We start from the raw sequence: 19,975 nt of genomic DNA on the forward strand, positions 1-19,975 counted from the left end.
AACATCGGGCCGCGAAAGCGGCCTTTTGCTTTTTGCTGGTTCGAACATACAGAATGAAACTTCGACGCACCTGATCTATAATGGTGCGTCCCTTACAGGAACAAAACCCAATAGGGTTTTGCTCCGGCAGTACCGGTAAACCCAAAGGGTTTACTCGGACGCGATAAAACCCGAAGGGTTTTACGCTGGCGCGGGGTGGAGCAGCCCGGTAGCTCGTCAGGCTCATAACCTGAAGGCCGCAGGTTCAAATCCTGCCCCCGCAACCAACGGCACCTGTACATTTCCTCTTCGTGAAACCCTGAGTAAACTCTCAGGGCGCGTTCGCTTCTCGTTTCCGTATTGATTCGCGAGAAAATCGAAGTCAATTAGACGGCCCCGGGCGATAGATGCTAGCCCAGTCGGCTCATACTTGAGCATGCTTCTCAGCTGAGGTCTTTCCGATGACGGCTCGCAAACGACACCTTATGAGAAGTTCTCGAGCACGGCCATAAACGTATGCCGGTCACCCTGTCCCTCCGTCAGGCGCACACGGCCTTCGATGTCCGCGAGATGGTGATCCATCAAGTCCTGCGCTTTGGCGAGGTCCTTTGCCTTCAACGCCTTAACGATCATGCGATGGTGATCCGCGCCGCAATCGTCCTTGCGGTCCTCTTCGTAGAGAGCCATGACGAGGGAAAGGCGCGCAACGATCTTGGAGAGCATTTCCGTCAACACCGGGTTGCCGGCGAGATCTGCCAGCACGATGTGGAATTTCCCTGACAGAACCGTCTTTGACTTTTCGTCACCGTGGTGATGGATGTGCTCTTCCTCGTGCGTCAACCGCTCCAGTGCATCGAGCTCGTCGGATGTGGCGCGGAGGATGACGAGTTCCAGGAGCATCCGTTCCAGTTTCCGGCGCGCCTCGAACAGGTTTTTGGCCTGCTCGATGCTGGGTTCGGCGACGAAAGTCCCGCGATTCCTCTTGCGCTCCAGAAGATGGTCGCTTTCGAGCACGCCGAGTGCGCCGCGGACGACTGTGCGGCTGACGCCAAAATGCTCGGCGATCGCCTCTTCAAGGATTTTGGTACCCGGCTTGAGGGCGCCTTCGCCGATCGCCGCTGCCAGCGTATTGCGAATGCGCTCGGACACATCGTCATTGTCTGCGTTCTCAGCCGCACCGATGGCGGTCGCGGGCGATTTCAGGTTTTGACGGCGGGTTCTCTTCATCATCCTCTCCAGGCAATGTCACGGCTTCCGGATCATGCCAAACGCCGTGAATCACACCGATATCTGCGCACTGTAATTTTTTCTATAAGAATGTTTGTGCGCAACTCGATGTTTCCACCATAAGCTGGCGGAGTGGGGTGGCTGAAACCACCCTCGTCCAGGCGATCAGGCTGCCTGCTTGTTGGCCGCCGGATAGGCTAGGGCAATCCCCTTGTCCTCGCAGATCGTTTCGATGTGACGCGCCGACTGCTTGATGAAGGCGATCGCCTCGTTGAAGCCGTAGGACTGATGCTCATAGTTCGGATACCCGTATTGGCTGGCTTCGTAGGCCGCCCAGTCCGGGACCTCGCCGGATGCAACGCGCGTCTCATAGGCATCGACCAGCGTCATGTAGGCGTCGAGCTCCTCGGCCGTGAGATCGGGATGGCCGGCGCGCCAGATCGGGTCGTCGATCTGGATGCACTGGCGCGGATTGGCCTTGCGCGGCTTGTCGGCGACGGAGGCGGCGACCTCGAGCGAGAGGTTCAACGCCGGGTTGGCCTCGGCGAGGATCGGCAGGATCGTCTCGAAATCAACGATGCCGCCGCCGACAGGGCGGGTCTGGAAGTCGAGGCCGCCGGGCGCGCGTCCGACATACGCGTCCTTGATATGCGTCTGGCGGACATAGGGGGCGAGGCGTTTGGCGGCAAAGACCGGATGCTCGGCGCGCTGCAGCCCATTGGCGGTGTCGAAGACGGCGCCGACGCAATCGGCGCCGACGTTCTCGATCAGCCGCAGGATCTCGAAGGAGGTGATTTCGTCATGGGTCTCGATATTCAGATGCGCGCCATGCGCACGGGCAACGGGCGCAAGCTTCTGCAGCACCTTCTCGATGCCAACGAGCTGGTCTTCCCAGGTGATGTCAGTACGGAAGCGGTCATTGGCGAGACGCCCGCGGTATTCGGACTTGAAGTTGCCGGGCGCGACCCAGAGTTCGAAGCAGCCGATGGCGGCGCTCGCCTCGATCATCCGCGTGAAGCCGGCAATGATGTCGCCGTCGCCGGCGGCTCTCAGAGCCGGTTCTTCGGCGCTGCAATAGGGGTTGATCTTGCCGACGCCGCTTTCGAGATAGAGACCGAGCTCGTCGGCTTTCGCCCTGATGTCACGCAGCTCACCCAAGTCGAGCGTCGGGCTCATGTCCAGCGCGGTGGAGAAGAAGATGCCTGAAAGGCCGAGCTCCTTGACGTGCTCGAGGCTGCCGAGCGGGCCACGCTTCTTCGATTCCGGCAGTTTGATGTTGTCGATGCCAAGCTTCATGATGTGCTCCTTGTCGTTTCCTGACAGGCCTCGCTGCTGTGGCGAGGCCCTTGGTTATTGGTTGGCCCTCACGCGCGTTTCGCGGTGCGGGACTTGTCGGTGCCACTGCGATATTTCGGCTGGAGGCTCTTTTCGAGATAGTGCTGGCCGATCGACGCCACCGTCGTGATCGCGAGGTACCAGATGGAGGCGACGAACAGCAGTTCGATCACCAAGAAGTTGCGGGCGTAGATGACCTGCGCCTGGGTCAGCAAGTCCTGCATGCCGATGACGGAGACGATGGCGCTGGCTTTCAGCATGCCGATCGCCTGGTTGCCGGTCGGGGGCACGATAAGGCGCGCCGCCTGCGGCAGGATGACGGTGCGGAATGTTTGCCGGGGCTTCAGTCCGAGTGCTGTCGCTGCCTCGCGCTGGCCGCGGTCGATGGCAAGCAGGCCGCTGCGGATGATCTCCGACATGTTGGCGGCCTCATGCAGTCCGAGCGCCAGGAAGCCCGCGAGTGCCGGCGTGACGAGGTCGTTGATCGAGATGCTGTAGTGCCCCACCCCGACCTGCGGAATGAAGAGCGCGATATTGAACCAGAGGAAGATCTGGACGATCAGCGGCACGCCGCGAAACCACCAGACGAAGCCTGCGGCAATCGCCTTTAGAACGATGTTCGTCGACGTCGCCATGACGGCGAGCAGGCAGCCGAGGCCGATGCCGAAGACCATGGCGCCGGCCGTCAGCTCCAGTGTCAGCAGTACGCCGCGCAGGATCTGGGGGTGCACGAGATAGTGCGGGATTTCGGACCATTGCACGCTCTGGCTTTGCGCGACGACGCTGCCGAGAAGCACCAGCGCGAGGATCGCGCTGGCACCGGTTGCGAACTGTCCCCACTTGATCGACCGCATGGCCGGTGGCGGCAGGCTCATTGTCGTTGTCTGTGCGGAGAACAGTGCCATTGGGTTCACTCCGCGGGCATGCTGGTGGCGTCGTTGACCTTGACGCTCTTCACCGCGAGCGGGCCGAGGCTCCACTTTTTCATGATCGTCTCGTAGGCGCCGCTGTCCACCATCTGCTGCAGGGCGGCGACGACGGTGTCGCGGAGCTCCGGATTGTCCTTCGATATCAGCATGCCGAGGTAGCCGACGGCGAGACGGATTTCCGGAAGCGCCTGCAAGCCCTTGCCGTTGCCGGTCTGGTGCTCGGTTGTGTAGACGCTGGTCGCATAGCCGTTGACGGTGGCATCGGCGCGACCGGTGCGCACCGCCTGCAGCACGTCTGGCATCTTCGGGATCGCCATGATGTCGATCGGCGTCTTGCACTTTGCGGAGGCCGCCTCGACCATCTTGCCCTGGAAGGTGCCGACGGGAACGGCGACCTTCTTGCCGCAGAGGTCTTCCATGCTCTTGATGCCGAGCGGGTTGTCCTTGATCGTCATGATTGTAGTGGCATCATACATGTAGTCGATGACATCGACCTGCTTTTCCAGTTCGACGTCGTCGTTGATGCCGGAGATTGTCATGTCGAAGCGTTTGGAGAGGATGGCGGGAACGATGGCCGCGCCGGCGCCGACATCCGTCATCTGGACATTGAGCCCCAGGATGACACCGAGAGCTGCGGCGATATCGGCGTCTATGCCGACAAGCTTGCCGTCATCGTCGTGGAAGCTGATCGGCGGGGTCAAGTCGGTCGCGACCTTCAGTACGCCCGATGCCTTGATGGAAGCCGGAAGGCTGTTCGCCAGCTTCTGCGTCAGCGCCACGCCGGGGAGTTTGGCAACCTCAACCCCTTCCATCTTCTCTGCCGCGCTTTCTGCAGCATGGGCGGACAGCGCCATGAGAGTGACGAGCGCGGTGGCGATGCCGGCCTTCAGGATTGTCTGCACGTTCTTCATGGGATCCCCTTTTTCGATTTTGCATGCATGAATTCTCTGGGATCTTCGAAGCAATCACCGTGCCAGTTTTACTTCCTGTGGCTCAAGAGATTGAATTTGAACGAATAAACTACAGTTTCCATTTATCCGAATAAAGTTTCGCATATTATTTCGCATGATTGTTCGAAATAGCAATGATTAAAAAATCGCCCTTGCGTCGATTTTCTGGGCGAAAACCGCCGCAAGCCTCGCCCTTTCCCTCCTCCCTGTTCTTTTCCTGCTGGATGATGGCCGGCGAGATTGCCTGTTTCTCGAATGGCGAGGCGGCTATCAGGCCGATAAATGAGCAGAATTCTGCACGACGTTGAGACTTTATGGCAAAACTTTAGACAAAATAAATTCCGAAATAAATGTCGGAATTTTGTAATAAGAAACTTGCGAAACTTTATAATCATAAATATCGGCATATAATCAGATACTTGAATTTTTCTCTGTCGTCATCATTCGAATCTGGCACGGCCCTTGCAATTCCCTTTCCATGAACATGCTCCGACGTCGGAGCGCTCATTGCCACCACGCAAGATCAGGGAAGCCACATGCTGGACATCGCAAAGACTACCGATCGCAAGCGGCTCAGTGTTCGGGGCGTTACCCATAGCTATGGCGGCCAGAATGCCGTTAGTGACATATCCTTCGATATCGAGGCCGGCGAGATCGTTGCGCTCCTGGGGCCGAGTGGCTGCGGCAAGTCGACGGTGCTGAGGGCGATCGCCGGCCTCATTCAGCCGAAGGCGGGCCGCATCGTGCTCGGCGACGACGACCTTGCCAATGTCTCCGCCCGCGCACGCGGCATCGGCATGGTCTTCCAGAACTATGCCCTGTTCCCGCATCTGACCGTTGCGGAAAACATCGCCTATCCGCTCGCCTGCCAGAAAGTGCCGCGTGCGCAACGAAACGCGCGGGTCGAGGAGATGCTCTCGCTCGTCCGCCTCGATGGTTATGGCAACCGCCTGCCGCGTGAGCTCTCGGGTGGGCAGCAGCAGCGTGTCGCCGTCGCCCGCGCCATTGCAGGTCGTCCGTCGCTGCTGCTTCTCGACGAACCCTTCGGCGCGCTCGACCGGGCGCTACGCTTCGACCTGCAGGTCGAGCTCCTCCATCTGCAGAAGACGCTCGGCATCACCACGCTGATCGTCACCCACGATCAGGAAGAGGCACAGAGCCTCGCCAGCCGCCTGGTGCTGATGAACAAGGGCAATGTCGAGCAGATCGACACGCCGATGGCAGTCTACGACCGGCCGAAGACCCTGTTCGTCAATACCTTCATCGGCCAGACAAATGTTCTCCATGGCACTGTTGCCGAACTCGGCGAAGGCAGCACGGTCATCGCTCTGAAGAGCGGCGAAAACCTCGTCCTGCCGCGCCGCCTGAGCTTCACCACGGGCTCGGATGTCACCATCACCTTCCGACCCGAAGAGGTCCGCCTGATGACGCAGCCGGGCGTGAACGCGCTTGCGGCGCGCGTCACCGTTTCTGTGCCGCTCGGCCCGACGCTGATCCACGACCTTGTGCTGAACGACGGAACGGGTCTGCGCGCCTCTGAGGTTCGCGGTCCCGGCACGGCCATTCCCGATATCGGTGCCCAAGTTTTCGCAGAGATCGACACCCGCAGGTGTCACGCATTTCCGGCCGAACCGGAAAGCATCCAGTGAATGCCAACAACGGAATAACATCAACAACAACCAACAGAGGTGACAGCATGAACGACTTCAAAATGACCCGCCGCCATTTCGGCCTTCTCGCTGCCGGCGTTGCCGCGGCCTCCGCAATGCCCTTCGCTGCCCGCGCGGCGGCAGGCGAAACCGCTGTTGCGGCGACCTTTCCGGGCAACTGGGAAGACGGCTACCGCACGGTTCTGTCTCCGCTCGTCAAGGAAGCCGGCTACGGCCTGACCATCGCCCCCTCTATGGCGCAGGATCAGCTTGCCAAGGTCATGGCGAGCCCCGGTAACCCACCCTACGACACGCTGCTGATGTCGCCCGGCCAGATGGCCGTCGCCATCGAGAACGACATCATCCAGAAGATCGATCCAAGCCGCCTGAAGAACTGGGGCATGCTCGATCCGGCCTTCCAGGGCGAGTACGGCCCGACCGTGACCATCGAGGTCAACGGCATCGCCTACAATCCCGACCTCGTGCCGCGCCCGAAGGGCTATCGCGATCTGTTCGAGAACAAGGCCTATAGTGGCCTCGTCTCCTGGACCGGTTTCGGCTCGAACACCGCCGTCATGGCCTATACGGAAATGGCGAAGATCTTCGGCTCGGGTCCGAACGATATGGATGCGGTCTTCAAGCTGTTCAAGGACCATCCGGAGCATCTGAAGGGCGTGGTCGACAGCACCAACCACCAGATGACGCTGTTCCAGCAGGGCGAAATCGCCGTCTTCATGTGCTCGACCGGCAATGTCGCCCGCCTGAAGTCGATGGGCCTCAAGGCCGAATATGTCGCTCCGGAAACCGGCGCGCCGGCGGCTCCGGTCAACATCCACCTGACCAAGGGTGCGAAGAACCTCGATGCCGCTTACGCCTATATGGACGCCGCCATCTCCAAGGCTGCGCAGGACAAGCTGAAGCTGCCGCCGACCGAGATGTTCCCGACCAACAAGGACGTCGGGCTAACCCCCGAGATCGAGGCCTATGTGACGCGCGAGCAGCTCGGCAACATGGTCTATCCGGACTGGGTCGCCATCAACAAGAACCGCGCCGACTGGATCCGCCAGTTCGACGCTCTCGTTGCAGGCTGAGGAGCGCACGATGAAGGCGGGCGGTTATCCATACGTTGTACCGATGCTGTTGCTCTCGGTGGCGTTCTTTGCGACGCCGCTCGCCGTTCTCGTCGGTTTCAGCTTCACAGGTCCCGATGGGGCGACGCTGGCCAATTATGCCAGGTTCTTCGGGGACGCGTTCAATTTTCGCGTCCTCATCAATACCGCACGGCTGGGACTGGAGACGGTTGCCGCCACCACGCTGCTCGGCGTGCCGATCGCGCTTCTCTACTGGCACAGCGGCAAGACGGCGCGCCAGGTGATCATCTTCCTGACGCTCATCCCAATGCTGACCAGCAATGTTGTGCGCACCTTCGCCTGGATCGTCATCCTGGGGCGTCAGGGGCCGATCAGCGAGGCGCTTATGGGGCTCGGCCTGACCGGCAGCCCGATCAGCTTGATGTTCACCGAACTCGGCCTCGTCATGGCCATGTGCCAGATCGACCTGCCGCTGATCATCCTGCCACTCGTCGCCATCCTGTCCCGTACACCGGTTCAATACACCGAAGCAGCGCAGGTCTCCGGTGCCGGTCCCTGGCGCATCTTCGTGACCGTGCTCATCCCGCTGATGCTGCCCGGTCTGCTGGCCGGCTGGATCCTGGTCTTTGCCAGCACCAGCAGCTCCTTCGTCACGCAGGCCGTCATCGGCGGCGCGCGCAACGTCTATGTTCCGCAGCTCATCTATCGCGAGGTCGGCACGCTGTTCGACTGGCCGCTGGCATCGGCAATCGCCGTCGTGCTGCTGCTTTCCACTGGTTGCCTGCTCGTCGCAATGACCATGATTTCCCGTCACAGGAGACTTGTCGGCCATGGCTGATAGACGCGAAAACCCCATCCCCGGTCTGCTCTACAAGCTCTTTGTCTTCGGTTTCGGCACCTTTGCCGTGATCTATCTCGTGGCGCCGATCGTCATTGCGCTGACCATGTCCTTCACCTCGGGCCAGACCCTGAAATACCCACCCCAGGGTTTCTCGCTTCGTTGGTACGAGGCGCTGCTGGATCCCGTTCGCTCCGCGACGGAACATGCGGCGGCCTTCAACTCGCTGAAGATCGCGGGCCTTGCGGTTCTGGGCTCGCTGCTCTTTGCCGTGCCCGCGACCATCGGCACGAGCCGGATGCGCAAGGGCACCGTCGGCGCGATCGAACCGCTGCTGCTATCGCCGTTGGTGTTACCAAGCCTTGTCTACGGTCTGGCGGCGCTGATCGTCGCCAATTTCATCGGCTTCCAGCCGTCGCTCTGGCTGACCGTCGCCGGCCATGTCGTCGTCTTCGGGCCGCTGATGTACCGCGCCGCGTCCGTCGTCGCGCAAGGACTCAATCCGTCGCTCGCCGAGGCATCGACGGTCATGGGCGCATCCTGGTTCACCACGCTTCGCCGCGTGACGCTGCCGCTCCTGATGCCGGGCATTCTCGCCGGCGCGTTTCTGGTCTTCATCCAGTCGCTGGACAATGTCTCGATCTCGCTCTTCCTCGCCGATGCCGAGACCACCGTCCTGCCGCTGCGCATGTTCGCGCTGATCGAGGAATCGCTCGACGTTCGCGTGGCCGCGATCTCCGGCATCCTCATCGGCCTCACCCTCATCGTCATGCTCGTCGCAAGGCGCGTTCTCGCGCCACGGCAGGCCTGACCAAGCTTCAAGAATAATCTGGAAGGAAACACCCATGACCCCTAGCGCAACCAAGTCCGGCTCCTATCGCGTCGGCTCGCTGCTCGCCGATTTTCAGCCGGATTTTGATTTCGACGCGCCTCCGCCGCTGCCGGTCGAGGAGTTCGAGGATCGCCTGCGCCGGATCCGTCGTCAGGCCGTCGAAGCCGGGCATGATGCGCTGATCGTCCACACCGGCAGCGTCGGCTGGTTCCATGCCTCTAACCATTATCTGCGCTACATCTGTGACTGGATGCGCGAAGGTGTTTTGATCATCCCGACCGACAGCGACAAGCCGCTGACACTTCTGTCCTTCTTCACCCAATCCGTCCTTCTGCCACCGGGCGGTGAGCCTGTTCTGGTCGAGGACATCTGGCAGATCGGGCCGATCGGCCGTGAGTATGCCGACCGTCCGGGCGACAGCGTCGTCAAGACGGCCGAGAAATGCGCCGAACTCCTCGCCGGCATGGGGCTCGCCAAGGCCCAGATCGGCCGCATCGGCGACCGGACGTCGCTGACCTTCTGGGCGGCGCTCGACGAATTGATGCCGAAGACCAAGTTCGTCGCCGACAATGCCATTCTCGACCGGATGCAGAAGGTCCGCTCGCCGCGCGAGATCACCCTGTTCCGCGCCGCAGCCCAGCTTATCAGCATCGCCACGCAGGCGGCCTATCATGTCGCCAAGCCCGGCGTTACCGATCACGAGATCTACGCCGCCTTCACCCAGGCGCAGCTCACCTATGGCGGCGAGACCGGCGATGGCTACCAGATCGGCATCAACGAGTTCGGCACCCATTGCGGCAAGCCTTACGGCCATGTTGTGCGGCCGGGCGACCTGATCAACCTCTATGTCTCCAACGTCACCTATCGCGGATATACGGCCCAGACCGCGCGCATGATCGCCGTCGGCGGGATCACCAAGCGACAGGAGGAGGTGCTTGATGCCTGCACCGAAGGCGTCAAACGCGCCGAAAAGCTGATCCGCCCCGGCGCCCTGATGTGCGACGTCAACAACGCCGCCTTCGAGCCGATGATCGAGCGCGGCATGTTGGCTTCGCCGGAAGCGCGCAACATGCCCTACAATTGGGCGCCGATGGACGACGGCAGCGCCCGGCTCATCCCGCGCCAATATGTGAAGAACATCGACTGGGAGGCGCAGGGCCGCAAGCTGATGCATGTCTACCCGGCGACCCACGGGCCGCATAACCCCAATCTCGGCCACTCGGTCGGCATGGCCGGCGGCCAGAACAGCTTCAACATCTCCTCCCACAACTACGACCGGATGGAGGAAGGCATGGTCTTCGTGCTCCATACCCAGTGGCTGGAACCGTTGTCCGCCGGCTGCAATGTCGGCGACATGTATGTCGTCACCAAGGATGGGTTCGAGAATCTCTCCCGCCACACCCCCCTTGAAACCCACCGCATCGCTGCCGAGGCCTGATATGTACGAGCATACCCATTTCGACTTCTCCAGCCTCAACGAGCGCGAGCGCTACAAGATCCTGATCGGCACGGTAATCCCGCGCCCGATCGCGCTGGTGACGACCGTCAGCAAGGACGGCCAGCCGAATGCCGGTCCCTTCAGCTTCTTCAACGTGCTGACCCACGATCCGGCCATCGTCGCCATCGGCGTCGAGAACTATGCCGACATGCGATTCAAGGACACGGCACGCAATATCCGCGAGACCGGCGAATTCACCGTCCATATCTGCGACAATGCGCTGGTCGATCAGATGGAAATCTGCGCCATCAAGTTCGGCCCCGAGGTAAACGAGATGGAGGAGGCGGGCCTCGCGACCGTGCCGGGACAGATGGTCCGCAGCCCGCGGATCCTCGCAGCGCCGGCAGCGCTCGAATGCCGCCGACACACGACACTCCAGGTCGGCCCGGCCCGCGAGATCATCCTCGGCGAGGTCGTCGGCGTCTTCGTCCGCAGCGATGCGGTCAACGTCTCCAACCTGCATATCGATCAGCAGATGATGGACGCCGTCGGCCGCATGGGTGGGCACACTTATGCTCGCACGCGCGATCAGTTCGATATCAAGACGCTGACGCCACAAGAGTGGGCAGGGCGGAAGGCTGGTGTAAAGACGGCGGCTGAATGAGACTACCGCGGTAAATATAGAGACTTAGGCGGCATGAGTAATGAGGAACGATGTGGGTTGGAGGTTCAAATCCCATCACTGCGTAAGACTACAAACACAGCGTCACTTTATTGCATGACTGTCGTTGCCGGGCATGTCCTGCGCAGTTTCGACTGCGAACCAATGCCCTCGACGCGCGCTGACGCGCCCTTGGTGATCCGAACGTACTCGTGATCGAACCGCTAAGCGCCATCATGCTCGCCGTCGCTTCGGCGCTGGTTGCCGCACCGGGCGCGCAAAAAGCAAGGGAGGAAGCGTTCCGGCAAGAGGAGGCGTGATGGCAGACGATGCGCTGGAGATGGTAAGGCTGTCGCCATCGTAGGTCCAAGCACCTGCGATCCACTTCTTATATCAGGCGTCCGTTCTTTCACTCTCGGAAACCCAAAGCCATGTTCACCCCTCGATGCCGTGATCGGCATCGAGGAAATTGGTCAGGTCTCTAACGAATGCCGCAACGTGCTGAAACAGAAAGCCATGTCCCGCGCGTGGATAGAGAATGAGCTGTGCGTTTGGCGCGGCCAGCGCAGCGGCGTAGCTGTTGAACGCGTGGATCATAACGTCGTTGGTGCCGTTGGCGTAAAGCACAGGGACCGATAGCCGCTCAAGTTGCGGGTAGATCGCGTCTTCCGCCCGAAATTTCGCAAATGCAGCGATCATCGCCTTGACGCCGGCTTCGTCGACCCTCATCTCGGCAGGCTCATTTCTCTTGCCTAAACGGGCGAGATGCCTGCGCCCGGCGGCAATCCCTTCCTCCGTTTCCGGAAAGAACAGATACAGGAAATCCGCATCGTCGTTGACGGGTCGTCCGGCAGCCTGCCAGACACGGTCCGACGGTTTCGGGGCATCCGGAACACCACCCGGTCCCGATCCTGCGACGACGAGGCGGCGAACGAGGTCCGGGCGCTGCAGTGTTGCGCTCTGCACGACGTATCCGCCCATCGACCACCCGAGCAGATCGACCGCCCCGAGCTCGAGTGCTTCCACGAAAGAGATCAGCACGCGCGCCATTCCCGGAATGCTGTCCGGAACCTCGCCGGACGAAAGGCCGACGCCAGCGCTGTCGAACCAGTAAACACGGCGCGTGGTTGCGAGAGCGTCGAGAAAGGCCGGGTCCCATTCATCCATGACGCCTCGGAAGCGCATGGCGAGCACGAGGGGCGGTACTCTCTCTGGACCCATCACGCGATAGGCAATCCTGTTGTCGCCCGCCTCCACATAGAAGGTTGCGGCGGCATCGGCATTGAACGACGGGGTTGGGGTTGTCACGACCAGCCTCCTAGCGCACGAGAACATCGGTGATCCGGATGAGGATGGCTGTCGGGGTGGACGGACTTGCACCGTCTTCCGTACGACGCACGACCCGCCTCAACGTGGGAAATAAAATGCCGCCGAACCACATATGGTCGTAGCAGTAATGCGCCGCGACGCCGCCCGCGACATCGGTGACATAGTCGATGCGCTGCAGCACGCCGTCCTGATTGAAATAGAATATCTGCTCGCGGCAATGTGTCGGAATATCCGCCGGGAACGTTACATGAAGACGGTGCCAGAGCGTGTCGTTCTCGCGATGCGGGTCCAACTCTTTCAGCTGAAAGCCGGGGCGGGTGAACATGAACGGCGTCGAAAGATAGTTCCACATCGCATAGGCATTGAAATAGAGAAGCTGGGACCTGTCCCAGCGGCTGGAAAGAATATGACCGGCAAAAGTTTCGCGCGGCCGGTCGCGCTCGTCGAGGAGCTTCCCCATCCCGTCGGAGACAAAGGTGCGATCCGGGCGGAAATGTCCGACATGTCCGGTTGTCGGGAACGGCGAGACGTCGATTGACGGCACGCGCGTATCGACATGCATCGAGACATTTGCCATGCCCTGCGGCTGGCCCTTGATGACGTACATCGGGCCGGTCAGCGAAACCTGTACGGCCAGTTCGCGAACCTCGTTCCAGCGGGACAGGCCGCCATGAGCATTGGCGGCAAGATCGACAAGATCCGTCATCCGGTGTTCTCCGTTGAGGGCGGGTTGGTTCAGGCGGCGGCGTAGCGATAGGAGCCGCCGCTGCGCTCGGCAAAGCCGATTCCGGGGTAGCTCCAGTGGTAGCCGAGCAGTTTCGTTCGGTCGGTCGCAGCACGATCCAGCAGCTTCAGCCGGTTGTGGATGGCAAGGTCCGAATGCGTGTCAAAGGCAAAGCGCACCGTCGGATAGCGGAAGGATGCGACTTGGTTGACCGCGACGTCGCCGGTTACAATCAGGCCATCGCTGCCTGCGATCTCGAGCGAGATATGCGCCGGTGTATGGCCGGCGGTGTCGAGGACGCGAACGCCGGTGACGATCTCGTCGCCGGGCTGCACCAGCACGACGCGGGCTGCGATGGCGGCAAAGTCCCTCTGCGCGCCGCGGGCGAACTCTGCAAACTCCTCCGGCAGGCTTGCGGGCAGGGCAGGGTCGGTCCAGTAGCGCCATTCCGCCTCGTTGACGTAGTAGGTGGCGTTCGGAAAGGTCAGCCTTCCTGTGCCGCCATCGAGCATCGCCCACATATGGTCGGGATGACCGTGGGTGATGACGACCTTGGTGATCTCCGACGGAACGACGCCCGCGGTGGCCATGTGGCCGACAAGCTTGCCGTCCGAGGGCTGGTACTTATCGCCGGAGCCGATATCGACAAGAATCAAATCCTTGCCGCGCCGCAGCAGCGGGATGTTGGCCTTCGAACGGACATTCTCGCCATCCGGATCACCCGTGGCGGCCATCACTTCGGCGCGCTGAGCGTCCGTTCCATCCGCCGCAATGACCTCGATCGGGACGCGGATATAGCCGTCGCTGAAGACGGTGATGTCGAAATCACCGTGGTCGAAGCGGAAGGGCGTTCCGGCTGCCTCTGTCATGTCCATTCGATGCCTCCGTGGTTGTCGACAGGGAGGTATTCGTTCCGACCGGACTTGGTAGCGGCCAGAACCGACAAACTGGGAGCCAAAGCTGACAAATGTCGCTGGTAAGGCGGTCGGAAAGAATGATCCGGCTCAGTGACATCGTGCGCGGCGCGGCCTCGATCAACGACGTGATCCAAAAACTCACCGCGCGGGGTCGAACCGCATTCTGTCAGTTTCGACGCTGTTTTTTGTCGGAAACACCTGTCCACGGGGCCGCAACTGCCGCCTACCTTTTCATGAGGCAGGACAAGCCCTGTCGCAGTTTCGAAGATTGCCATTAGCGAACCAAGGAGAACCATCGTGCATACCATGTCCGTGCTCATCGCCTCCGGAACAGCGCTGCTTGCAGCGGCAGCGCTTACGCCTGCTCGCGCCGCAGAGCCGATCAGAAACATCGTTCTCGTCCATGGCGCCTTTGCCGATGGCTCCGGCTGGCAGCCGGTCTTCGAGCGACTGGTCAAGAAGGGCTACAAAGTCAGCGTTGTGCAGGAGCCGGAAACCAGCCTCGCCGAGGATATTGCAGCAACGAAACGTGTCATCGACTTGGCTGACGGTCCTGTCGTGCTCGTCGGGCATAGCTGGGGTGGTCAGATCATCACTGACGCCGGCGTCGACGAGAAGGTCAAGGCTCTGGTCTATGTTGCCGGTATCATGCCGGAGGTTGGCGAGACGACCGCCTCGCTGCATGCCCGTTTTCCAGCAGCCGGCGCGCCGAACGTGAAGGAGGTTTCCGGCGGATATCTGATGATCGATCCTAAACACCTGCACGAAGACTTTGCGGCCGATCTGCCCAAGGCACAGGCAGCTTTCATGGCGCAATCGCAGGTGCTGATCCACAAGGACGCGCTCGGCACTCCGGCCAAGGCGGCGGCCTGGAAGGACAAACCGACTTTTGCCATGGTGGCGACAAAGGACAGAACAATAAATCCCGAGCTGGAGCGCTGGATGTACAAGCGCGCCAATGCGAAGGTGACGGAGGTCGATTCCAGCCATGTCATCATAATCTCTCACCCCGACAAGGTGGTGGCCGTGATCGAAGAGGCGGCTGGAAGCTGATAGCGTAACGGTGGCCGGGCCTCGGGGTCCGGCTGCATCGCTCCACGTTCTCGAGATGAGGAGAGTGCAGCATGACCCAGATCGGTCCCTTCCCGAGCTCTGTCGAGGTCGGCATCCTCGCCTATCCCGGCGCTCACGAGGCGGCGATGCTCGGTATGGCGGATCTGCTGGCGATAGCCAACAGGTTTGCGACCGAACAGGGGGGAAGTCTGAAAGCCAAGGCCCAGGTCCACCGGTGGTCGCTCGACACGAGCGGCCGGATAACACGCGACGACAATGCCGAAAACATCGCCGGACCGCATGTCCTCATTATTCCGGGGCGGCTCTCAGGTCCGGTATCGACAGAGGAGGCTGCGCCGTTCGTATCTTGGATTCGCACGTTGCACGATAGCGGAACGACACTCGCCTCCTCCTGCGCAGGCTCTTTCATCCTGGCTGAAGCCGGACTGCTCGACGGGCGGCCGGCCTCGACACACTGGGCCGACGCCGACGAGTTTCGAACACGGTTCAGGAATGTCAGCCTGAAGATCGACGAGATCATCGTCGAGGGGGAGACAATCGTCACCGCCGGCGGCTTAATGGCCTGGACCGACCTCGGCATGCGTTTATGCGAACGCATTTTCGGAACCTCGGTGATGATGCAGACCAGCCGCTTCATGCTGGTGGATACCGCCGGACGTGAACAGCGCAACTACAAGTCCTTCAAACCGCGTATGGATCACGGCGACGACGCGATACTGTCCGTGCAGCACATGCTGCGCGATACGGAAGGTCAAGCGATCGACGTCGCGCACATGAGCCGGCACGCCAAGCTCGAGGAGCGCACCTTCCTGCGGCGGTTCAAGTCCGCAACCGGGCTCCGTCCGACCGAGTATGTCCAAACCCTGCGCATTGAGAAGGCCAAGGAGATGTTGCAACTGTCTCGCCGGCCGGTCGAGCAGATCGCGCGCATCGTCGGCTATCGTGACATGGCAGCCTTCCGCCGGCTGTTCCGGCGCGAGACCGGCATGTCGCCCGCCGAATATCGCCGCCGCTTTTAAAGCTTCTACATAGTCGTCATTGCACGGGCCACAGCAGAAGCTTCGGACTGCGGAAATCGACGGTTCACTGAATGGACGGAGTGCAGATGAGCAGGGCTACGAGTTGCTACTCTTCGCCGAAGCCTCCAATGTTTGCCCGGCAACAGGAGTTGTGTGCGTGTCGCTAGCAGAGGTTCCAAAGACCTGAATTGGCTGAATCTATCTACGCGGTTGCCTCACGACAACGTCGTGGCCATTGGTTCGAGCCAGTTCAAGGCGGAGGACTTTTACAAGTCTCCATGCCATCAGGTCCGCGAATATGCCCTGAGCCAGTTCCGGCGACAGGTCGGGCGTCTCATGCCGCCTCGCGAGCGACCGATTGCCTCCGCATCCGCCCCTTTTCCGCCGGCGGCCGACCGTTGGGCTTTGGCGGTGGTACTATCGATCATATGAAGATCCCGATCGGTTGTTTGCACCGGGGCTTTAAACAGCCGTCGCCATATTGCTTTGGCAGACCAGCGATGGAAGCGATTGTAAACGGTTGTCGAAGACCCGTAGCAGGCTGGGCAATCCTGCCATCGGCAACCCGATCGCAGGACATGGATGATCCCGCTGATCACCCGGCGGTCATCAGTTCGATGAGCGCCGGTTTGTCGGAAGCAGGGGAGCGATCACCGCCCACTGTCGGTCATCAAGCCAGAATTCGTTTGCCATCACCAAACTCCATCGTCGTCGCAAACTCCATCGTCGTCGCGGTGAATCACATGGATTCAATTCGATCAAGGGTTTGATTGGGTTTGGAGCCTAGCGAAGCAGGCCATCAAGATCGAATTCCTCCCATCCGCGCAGCTTGGCCGCTTCCTCGTCTAGCGCCTTCCTTTCCTTCTTCGCTTTCGCTGTTTTCTTCAGCGACCGGGTAAGCTTTGCCTTATATGCCGCCTGCCTGCGCTTTTCCGCGGCCGCTACCAGATCATCCTCGCGCCATTCGTCAACGGCACCGCGGTCAAGGATATCTTCCACGATCTTCGGATCGAAGACATGGAAGGTAATCCTGCGGGCGCGACCGTTGAGCCGGACAGTCCGCGTACCTGCGCTGGGCAGTCTGCCGTCGGCCAGCCAGCGATGCCGCTCGCTCGCCTTGATCGTCAGGATGTCCTGGATCTCGCGCGGGATCACAGGAAGACTTTCTATGTCCTTCATCGCATCGGCGATCATGGCCGAGGCGGCCCGAAACTCCGACTTCGCGCTAGCTGGCATGGCGAGCGTCAGTTCGTTTCCTTCGACATCGAGCGATTTCTTCGAGGCGGCGGGAAGTCGTGCCCGCAGTTCGAGAAGAATTCCCTTCGCGCGCACCGATGAGCCCAGCGTGGCTGCGGGCGTGAGCGCCCAGCTTCGCAGGAGTTCGATATCGTTTTTTTCTTGCTTTGGCATCGGGCTTAGATGGGCTTTCGGAGCCTTGGCGTCAACGCTGGTGGATCGCAACCCGACTAAGTCAAGCCTGTCAGATTGGGATCGGTTCGCACCATCGTGACAAGCTCGAGACCTCGTTTGTATTTCACGGGATCCAACCCCATAGCGTTGGCCTGGTGCAGGTTGTCCTGAAGGTCGGCGATCTTCACAGGGCAGGCGATCTTGTTTTCGACGGCCCTGACGACGAACTGATCGTCGGTTTCATCCTGGCGGTGGGTCAATGCATCGACCGCCTCGACAATGTCGTCCCCAAAACCTAGCTGACGAAGGCGTTCGAAATCCCAACCGTCGCACTTCTCCACAATGTCATGCAGGAAGGCGACGGTCTTTTCTTCTGCACCGTCAACGCGATCTGCAACTCGCTCGCAGTGATTGACGTATGGCTCGCCTGTCTTGTCCGTCTGCCCGTGATGCGCTTCGGACGAAATCCTCCGAGCGAGTTCGAGTTCTTGTGATTTGTCTGCTGAAACTTCGTCGCGGTTTGACATCAGGCATCTCCTTCGCAGCAAAAACGTCATGCGTACCCCCGAGGTTCCGCATGTGCGACGTCGCGCAGGTTAACGGTGTGCAGGCGCCCGATCTGTTGGGGACAGTCAGATGACGGTCTGCAAGCCGAGTTCCACCACCCTTCCGCTCGGCAGGCCGAAATAGTCGGTCGCATTTCCTGCGTTCTGGGCCAGCACAATGAAGAGACGATCCTGCCAAAAAGGCATTCCGCCCTTCTTCGACGGAAGGATCGTTCGCCGTGACAGGAAGAACGACGTCGACATGATATCGAACTTCAGGCCGAGGTTGCGGACCAGCACCAGGGCGCGCGGAATGTTGGGAGTCTCCATGTATCCAAACGTAATCACAAGTCGGCTAAACAAGGGGCTGAAACTCTCGAGGAAAATCTTGTCATCGTCCGGCACGAACGGCTCCGTCGCGGTGACCACGCTCAGTATGACGTTGTGTTCGTGGAGAACCTTGTAGTGCTTGAGACTATGCAGCAACGCGGTCGGCGCGCCCTCGACATCGCTGGTCAGGAAGACGGCCGTTCCCGGCACGGTCGTAGGTGGCTTCCTGGTGAGCCTCTGAATGATCCCTTCCAGCGGAACTTCGTCGGCGCGCGTCCGGGCAGCCAGCAACCGTCGGCCAGCCATCCATGTCTGCATGATGAGACCCATGGTGCACGCAACGGTGACCGGAACCCAGCCACCCTCGGGGAACTTGGCGATGTTTGCCGCGAAAAACCCGGCGTCTATCAGGAAGAGCGGAGCGATGACTGCCGCGGTGGTCACGGTCGTCCATTTCCAGATATGTTTCATTACGACGAACAGCAGCACGCTGGTGATCAGCATCTCGCCAGTGACCGCGATGCCATAGGCAGCCGACAATCCGCTCGAACTCCTGAAATACAGGACGAGCGCGATGACGAATATGAAGAGGAACGCATTCACCTGCGGCATGAAAATCTGGCCGGAGTGCGTCTCGGAGGTGTGCAGGATCTGAAGGCGCGGCAGCAGATTGAGGTGCATTGCCTGCCGAACGAGGGAGTATGCTCCCGAGATGACCGCCTGGCTTGCAATCACGGTCGCTGCTGTTGCCAGGCACACGATCGGCACCCGCGCCCATTCCGGATGCATGCCGAAGAACGGGTGATCCGTCATGCCGGGATTGGCTAGGACGAACGCACCCTGTCCAAAATAGTTGAGAAGCAGGCATGGGAAGACGAGCGAAAACCACGCCATCACGATCGGCCGCCGGCCGAAGTGGCCGAGGTCGACGTAGAGTGCCTCCGCCCCGGTAACCGCGAGGAACACCGCTCCGAGCACAGCGATGGCATGCCCGGCATTGTTGGACGCATAGAGCACGCCATGGAGCGGATTGATGGCGCTGAAGATTTCAGGGTCGTCGAGAATATGGATCGCGCCGCTGATGCCGAGAACCAGGAACCAGACTGCCATAACAGGGCCGAAGACCGAGGCGACGCCGCCCGTCCCGAAACGTTGAACGAAAAATAACACGGCGATGATGGTGACGGTGATCGGTACGATCCAGGCCGCCAGTCCCGGCGCGACGACCTGGATCCCTTCGACTGCCGATAAAACGGAGATCGCAGGTGTAATGATGGCGTCGCCGAGAAAGAGCGAGGCGCCGGCGACGCCGAGGACGAGGATCCATGCTGGTTTCCCGGCGAAGCTCTGCCGAGCAAGCGTCATCAGGGAGAGCGTTCCGCCTTCGCCGCGGTTGTCAGCCCTGAGAACAAACGTCACGTATTTAACGGTAACGACGATGGTCAGTGCCCAAACGATCAGCGAGAGGATGCCGAGTACGTTTTCCCGATGCGATCCCACCCCCGCTGTCGCGTGCAGGGCCTCACGAAAGGCATAGAGCGGGCTGGTTCCGATATCTCCGTACACGACGCCGAGTGCAGCCAAGACCAAAGATGGGAGGCCACTACGCGACTCAGTTGCCAACTCCGGATCTTCGGATCTCAATTGCGGATAGGTCACGACATTCCTGCGGGGAGCGAGTGCGTTTTCACGGAGCTA

The 19,975-nt window shown here is 60.7% G+C and carries 18 protein-coding genes, 1 tRNA gene and 1 pseudogene; 9 read left to right on the plus strand and 11 right to left on the minus strand.

Translation table 11 applies throughout. From position 1 onward, the window contains the following. Positions 1-189: 189 nt before the first annotated feature. Positions 190-266, plus strand: a tRNA-Met gene (locus QTL95_RS04675). A 196-nt stretch (positions 267-462) separates the two neighbouring features. Here QTL95_RS04675 and QTL95_RS04680 read toward each other — a convergent pair. From QTL95_RS04680 to QTL95_RS04695, 4 genes are all read right to left on the minus strand, one after another. Next, the gene (locus QTL95_RS04680) at positions 463-1,206 is read right to left on the minus strand and encodes a GntR family transcriptional regulator (protein WP_289718818.1); all 744 of its coding nucleotides are present in this window, start codon (positions 1,204-1,206) and stop codon (positions 463-465) included. Between the two features lie 165 nt (positions 1,207-1,371). After that, on the minus strand, positions 1,372-2,502 hold the full coding sequence (locus tag QTL95_RS04685; RefSeq protein ID WP_289718819.1) for a sugar phosphate isomerase/epimerase family protein: 1,131 nt from the start codon (positions 2,500-2,502) through the stop codon (positions 1,372-1,374). A 68-nt stretch (positions 2,503-2,570) separates the two neighbouring features. After that, complete coding sequence (locus tag QTL95_RS04690) at positions 2,571-3,446, minus strand: amino acid ABC transporter permease (protein ID WP_289718820.1); 876 nt, start codon at positions 3,444-3,446, stop codon at positions 2,571-2,573. A 5-nt stretch (positions 3,447-3,451) separates the two neighbouring features. After that, positions 3,452-4,381 (minus strand): ABC transporter substrate-binding protein, encoded by a 930-nt coding sequence (locus QTL95_RS04695; RefSeq protein ID WP_289718821.1) that lies wholly within the window; start codon positions 4,379-4,381, stop codon positions 3,452-3,454. Between the two features lie 575 nt (positions 4,382-4,956). Between QTL95_RS04695 and QTL95_RS04700 the strand changes: the two genes are divergently transcribed. From QTL95_RS04700 to QTL95_RS04725, 6 genes are read left to right on the plus strand one after another with little or no spacing between them, the layout of a single operon-like run. After that, on the plus strand, positions 4,957-6,069 hold the full coding sequence (locus QTL95_RS04700) for an ABC transporter ATP-binding protein (protein WP_289718822.1): 1,113 nt from the start codon (positions 4,957-4,959) through the stop codon (positions 6,067-6,069). A gap of 47 nt (positions 6,070-6,116) precedes the next feature. Next, the gene (locus tag QTL95_RS04705) at positions 6,117-7,160 is read left to right on the plus strand and encodes an ABC transporter substrate-binding protein (protein WP_289718823.1); all 1,044 of its coding nucleotides are present in this window, start codon (positions 6,117-6,119) and stop codon (positions 7,158-7,160) included. Positions 7,161-7,170: 10 nt separating this feature from the next. Further along, on the plus strand, positions 7,171-7,998 hold the full coding sequence (locus tag QTL95_RS04710; RefSeq protein WP_289718824.1) for an ABC transporter permease: 828 nt from the start codon (positions 7,171-7,173) through the stop codon (positions 7,996-7,998). Next, the gene (locus QTL95_RS04715; RefSeq protein WP_289718825.1) at positions 7,991-8,809 is read left to right on the plus strand and encodes an ABC transporter permease; all 819 of its coding nucleotides are present in this window, start codon (positions 7,991-7,993) and stop codon (positions 8,807-8,809) included. Before QTL95_RS04710 ends, QTL95_RS04715 begins: the two co-directional genes overlap by 8 nt. Before the next feature lie 34 nt (positions 8,810-8,843). Continuing rightward, the gene (locus QTL95_RS04720; protein WP_289718826.1) at positions 8,844-10,268 is read left to right on the plus strand and encodes a M24 family metallopeptidase; all 1,425 of its coding nucleotides are present in this window, start codon (positions 8,844-8,846) and stop codon (positions 10,266-10,268) included. A 1-nt stretch (position 10,269) separates the two neighbouring features. Then, the gene (locus QTL95_RS04725; protein ID WP_289718827.1) at positions 10,270-10,932 is read left to right on the plus strand and encodes a flavin reductase family protein; all 663 of its coding nucleotides are present in this window, start codon (positions 10,270-10,272) and stop codon (positions 10,930-10,932) included. A 432-nt stretch (positions 10,933-11,364) separates the two neighbouring features. Here the strand turns inward: QTL95_RS04725 and QTL95_RS04730 are convergent, their stop codons facing one another. Genes QTL95_RS04730 through QTL95_RS04740 form a run of 3 tightly spaced genes read right to left on the minus strand, consistent with a single transcriptional unit; the run spans position 11,365 to position 13,857 of the window. Further along, a complete protein-coding gene (locus QTL95_RS04730; protein ID WP_289718828.1) occupies positions 11,365-12,237 on the minus strand; it encodes an alpha/beta fold hydrolase in 873 nt (290 codons plus the stop codon). Positions 12,238-12,247: 10 nt separating this feature from the next. Beyond that, positions 12,248-12,964, minus strand: a complete 717-nt coding sequence (locus QTL95_RS04735) for a hypothetical protein (protein ID WP_289718829.1) — start codon at positions 12,962-12,964, stop codon at positions 12,248-12,250. Between the two features lie 29 nt (positions 12,965-12,993). Next, the gene (locus QTL95_RS04740; RefSeq protein WP_289718830.1) at positions 12,994-13,857 is read right to left on the minus strand and encodes an MBL fold metallo-hydrolase; all 864 of its coding nucleotides are present in this window, start codon (positions 13,855-13,857) and stop codon (positions 12,994-12,996) included. Between the two features lie 348 nt (positions 13,858-14,205). Here QTL95_RS04740 and QTL95_RS04745 point away from each other — a divergent pair, with 348 nt between their 5' ends. Both QTL95_RS04745 and QTL95_RS04750 read left to right on the plus strand, forming a co-directional pair. After that, positions 14,206-14,952, plus strand: a complete 747-nt coding sequence (locus tag QTL95_RS04745) for an alpha/beta fold hydrolase (protein ID WP_289719183.1) — start codon at positions 14,206-14,208, stop codon at positions 14,950-14,952. A 71-nt stretch (positions 14,953-15,023) separates the two neighbouring features. Then, positions 15,024-15,992: a GlxA family transcriptional regulator gene (locus tag QTL95_RS04750; protein WP_289718831.1), complete on the plus strand. Its 969-nt coding sequence runs from the start codon at positions 15,024-15,026 to the stop codon at positions 15,990-15,992. A 338-nt stretch (positions 15,993-16,330) separates the two neighbouring features. Here QTL95_RS04750 and QTL95_RS04755 read toward each other — a convergent pair. The 4 genes and pseudogenes from QTL95_RS04755 to QTL95_RS04770 form a co-directional block, all read right to left on the minus strand. Further along, positions 16,331-16,685: pseudogene (locus tag QTL95_RS04755) on the minus strand (IS5 family transposase); the annotation flags it as partial. 90 nt (positions 16,686-16,775) lie between these two features. Beyond that, positions 16,776-17,402 carry a hypothetical protein gene (locus tag QTL95_RS04760; protein WP_289718832.1) on the minus strand — a complete coding sequence of 209 codons (627 nt, stop codon included), beginning with the start codon at positions 17,400-17,402 and terminating at the stop codon, positions 16,776-16,778. Positions 17,403-17,458: 56 nt separating this feature from the next. Further along, positions 17,459-17,929, minus strand: a complete 471-nt coding sequence (locus tag QTL95_RS04765) for an HD domain-containing protein (protein ID WP_289718833.1) — start codon at positions 17,927-17,929, stop codon at positions 17,459-17,461. Between the two features lie 105 nt (positions 17,930-18,034). Then, positions 18,035-19,936, minus strand: a complete 1,902-nt coding sequence (locus tag QTL95_RS04770) for a potassium transporter Kup (protein WP_442981252.1) — start codon at positions 19,934-19,936, stop codon at positions 18,035-18,037. Positions 19,937-19,975: the final 39 nt, after the last annotated feature.

This window comes from Rhizobium sp. S152, from assembly GCF_030380735.1.
GTDB lineage: Bacteria > Pseudomonadota > Alphaproteobacteria > Rhizobiales > Rhizobiaceae > Rhizobium.

Coding starts and splice junctions, on each gene's coding strand:
- QTL95_RS04745 (WP_289719183.1), top strand. CDS start 14,206: ATGTCCGTGCTCATCGCCTCCGGAACAGCGCTGCTTGCAGCGGCAGCG.
- QTL95_RS04700 (WP_289718822.1), top strand. CDS start 4,957: ATGCTGGACATCGCAAAGACTACCGATCGCAAGCGGCTCAGTGTTCGG.
- QTL95_RS04705 (WP_289718823.1), top strand. CDS start 6,117: ATGAACGACTTCAAAATGACCCGCCGCCATTTCGGCCTTCTCGCTGCC.
- QTL95_RS04725 (WP_289718827.1), top strand. CDS start 10,270: ATGTACGAGCATACCCATTTCGACTTCTCCAGCCTCAACGAGCGCGAG.
- QTL95_RS04750 (WP_289718831.1), top strand. CDS start 15,024: ATGACCCAGATCGGTCCCTTCCCGAGCTCTGTCGAGGTCGGCATCCTC.
- QTL95_RS04695 (WP_289718821.1), bottom strand. CDS start 4,381: ATGAAGAACGTGCAGACAATCCTGAAGGCCGGCATCGCCACCGCGCTC.
- QTL95_RS04690 (WP_289718820.1), bottom strand. CDS start 3,446: ATGGCACTGTTCTCCGCACAGACAACGACAATGAGCCTGCCGCCACCG.
- QTL95_RS04710 (WP_289718824.1), top strand. CDS start 7,171: ATGAAGGCGGGCGGTTATCCATACGTTGTACCGATGCTGTTGCTCTCG.
- QTL95_RS04720 (WP_289718826.1), top strand. CDS start 8,844: ATGACCCCTAGCGCAACCAAGTCCGGCTCCTATCGCGTCGGCTCGCTG.
- QTL95_RS04760 (WP_289718832.1), bottom strand. CDS start 17,402: ATGCCAAAGCAAGAAAAAAACGATATCGAACTCCTGCGAAGCTGGGCG.
- QTL95_RS04765 (WP_289718833.1), bottom strand. CDS start 17,929: ATGTCAAACCGCGACGAAGTTTCAGCAGACAAATCACAAGAACTCGAA.
- QTL95_RS04735 (WP_289718829.1), bottom strand. CDS start 12,964: ATGACGGATCTTGTCGATCTTGCCGCCAATGCTCATGGCGGCCTGTCC.
- QTL95_RS04740 (WP_289718830.1), bottom strand. CDS start 13,857: ATGGACATGACAGAGGCAGCCGGAACGCCCTTCCGCTTCGACCACGGT.
- QTL95_RS04685 (WP_289718819.1), bottom strand. CDS start 2,502: ATGAAGCTTGGCATCGACAACATCAAACTGCCGGAATCGAAGAAGCGT.
- QTL95_RS04680 (WP_289718818.1), bottom strand. CDS start 1,206: ATGAAGAGAACCCGCCGTCAAAACCTGAAATCGCCCGCGACCGCCATC.
- QTL95_RS04715 (WP_289718825.1), top strand. CDS start 7,991: ATGGCTGATAGACGCGAAAACCCCATCCCCGGTCTGCTCTACAAGCTC.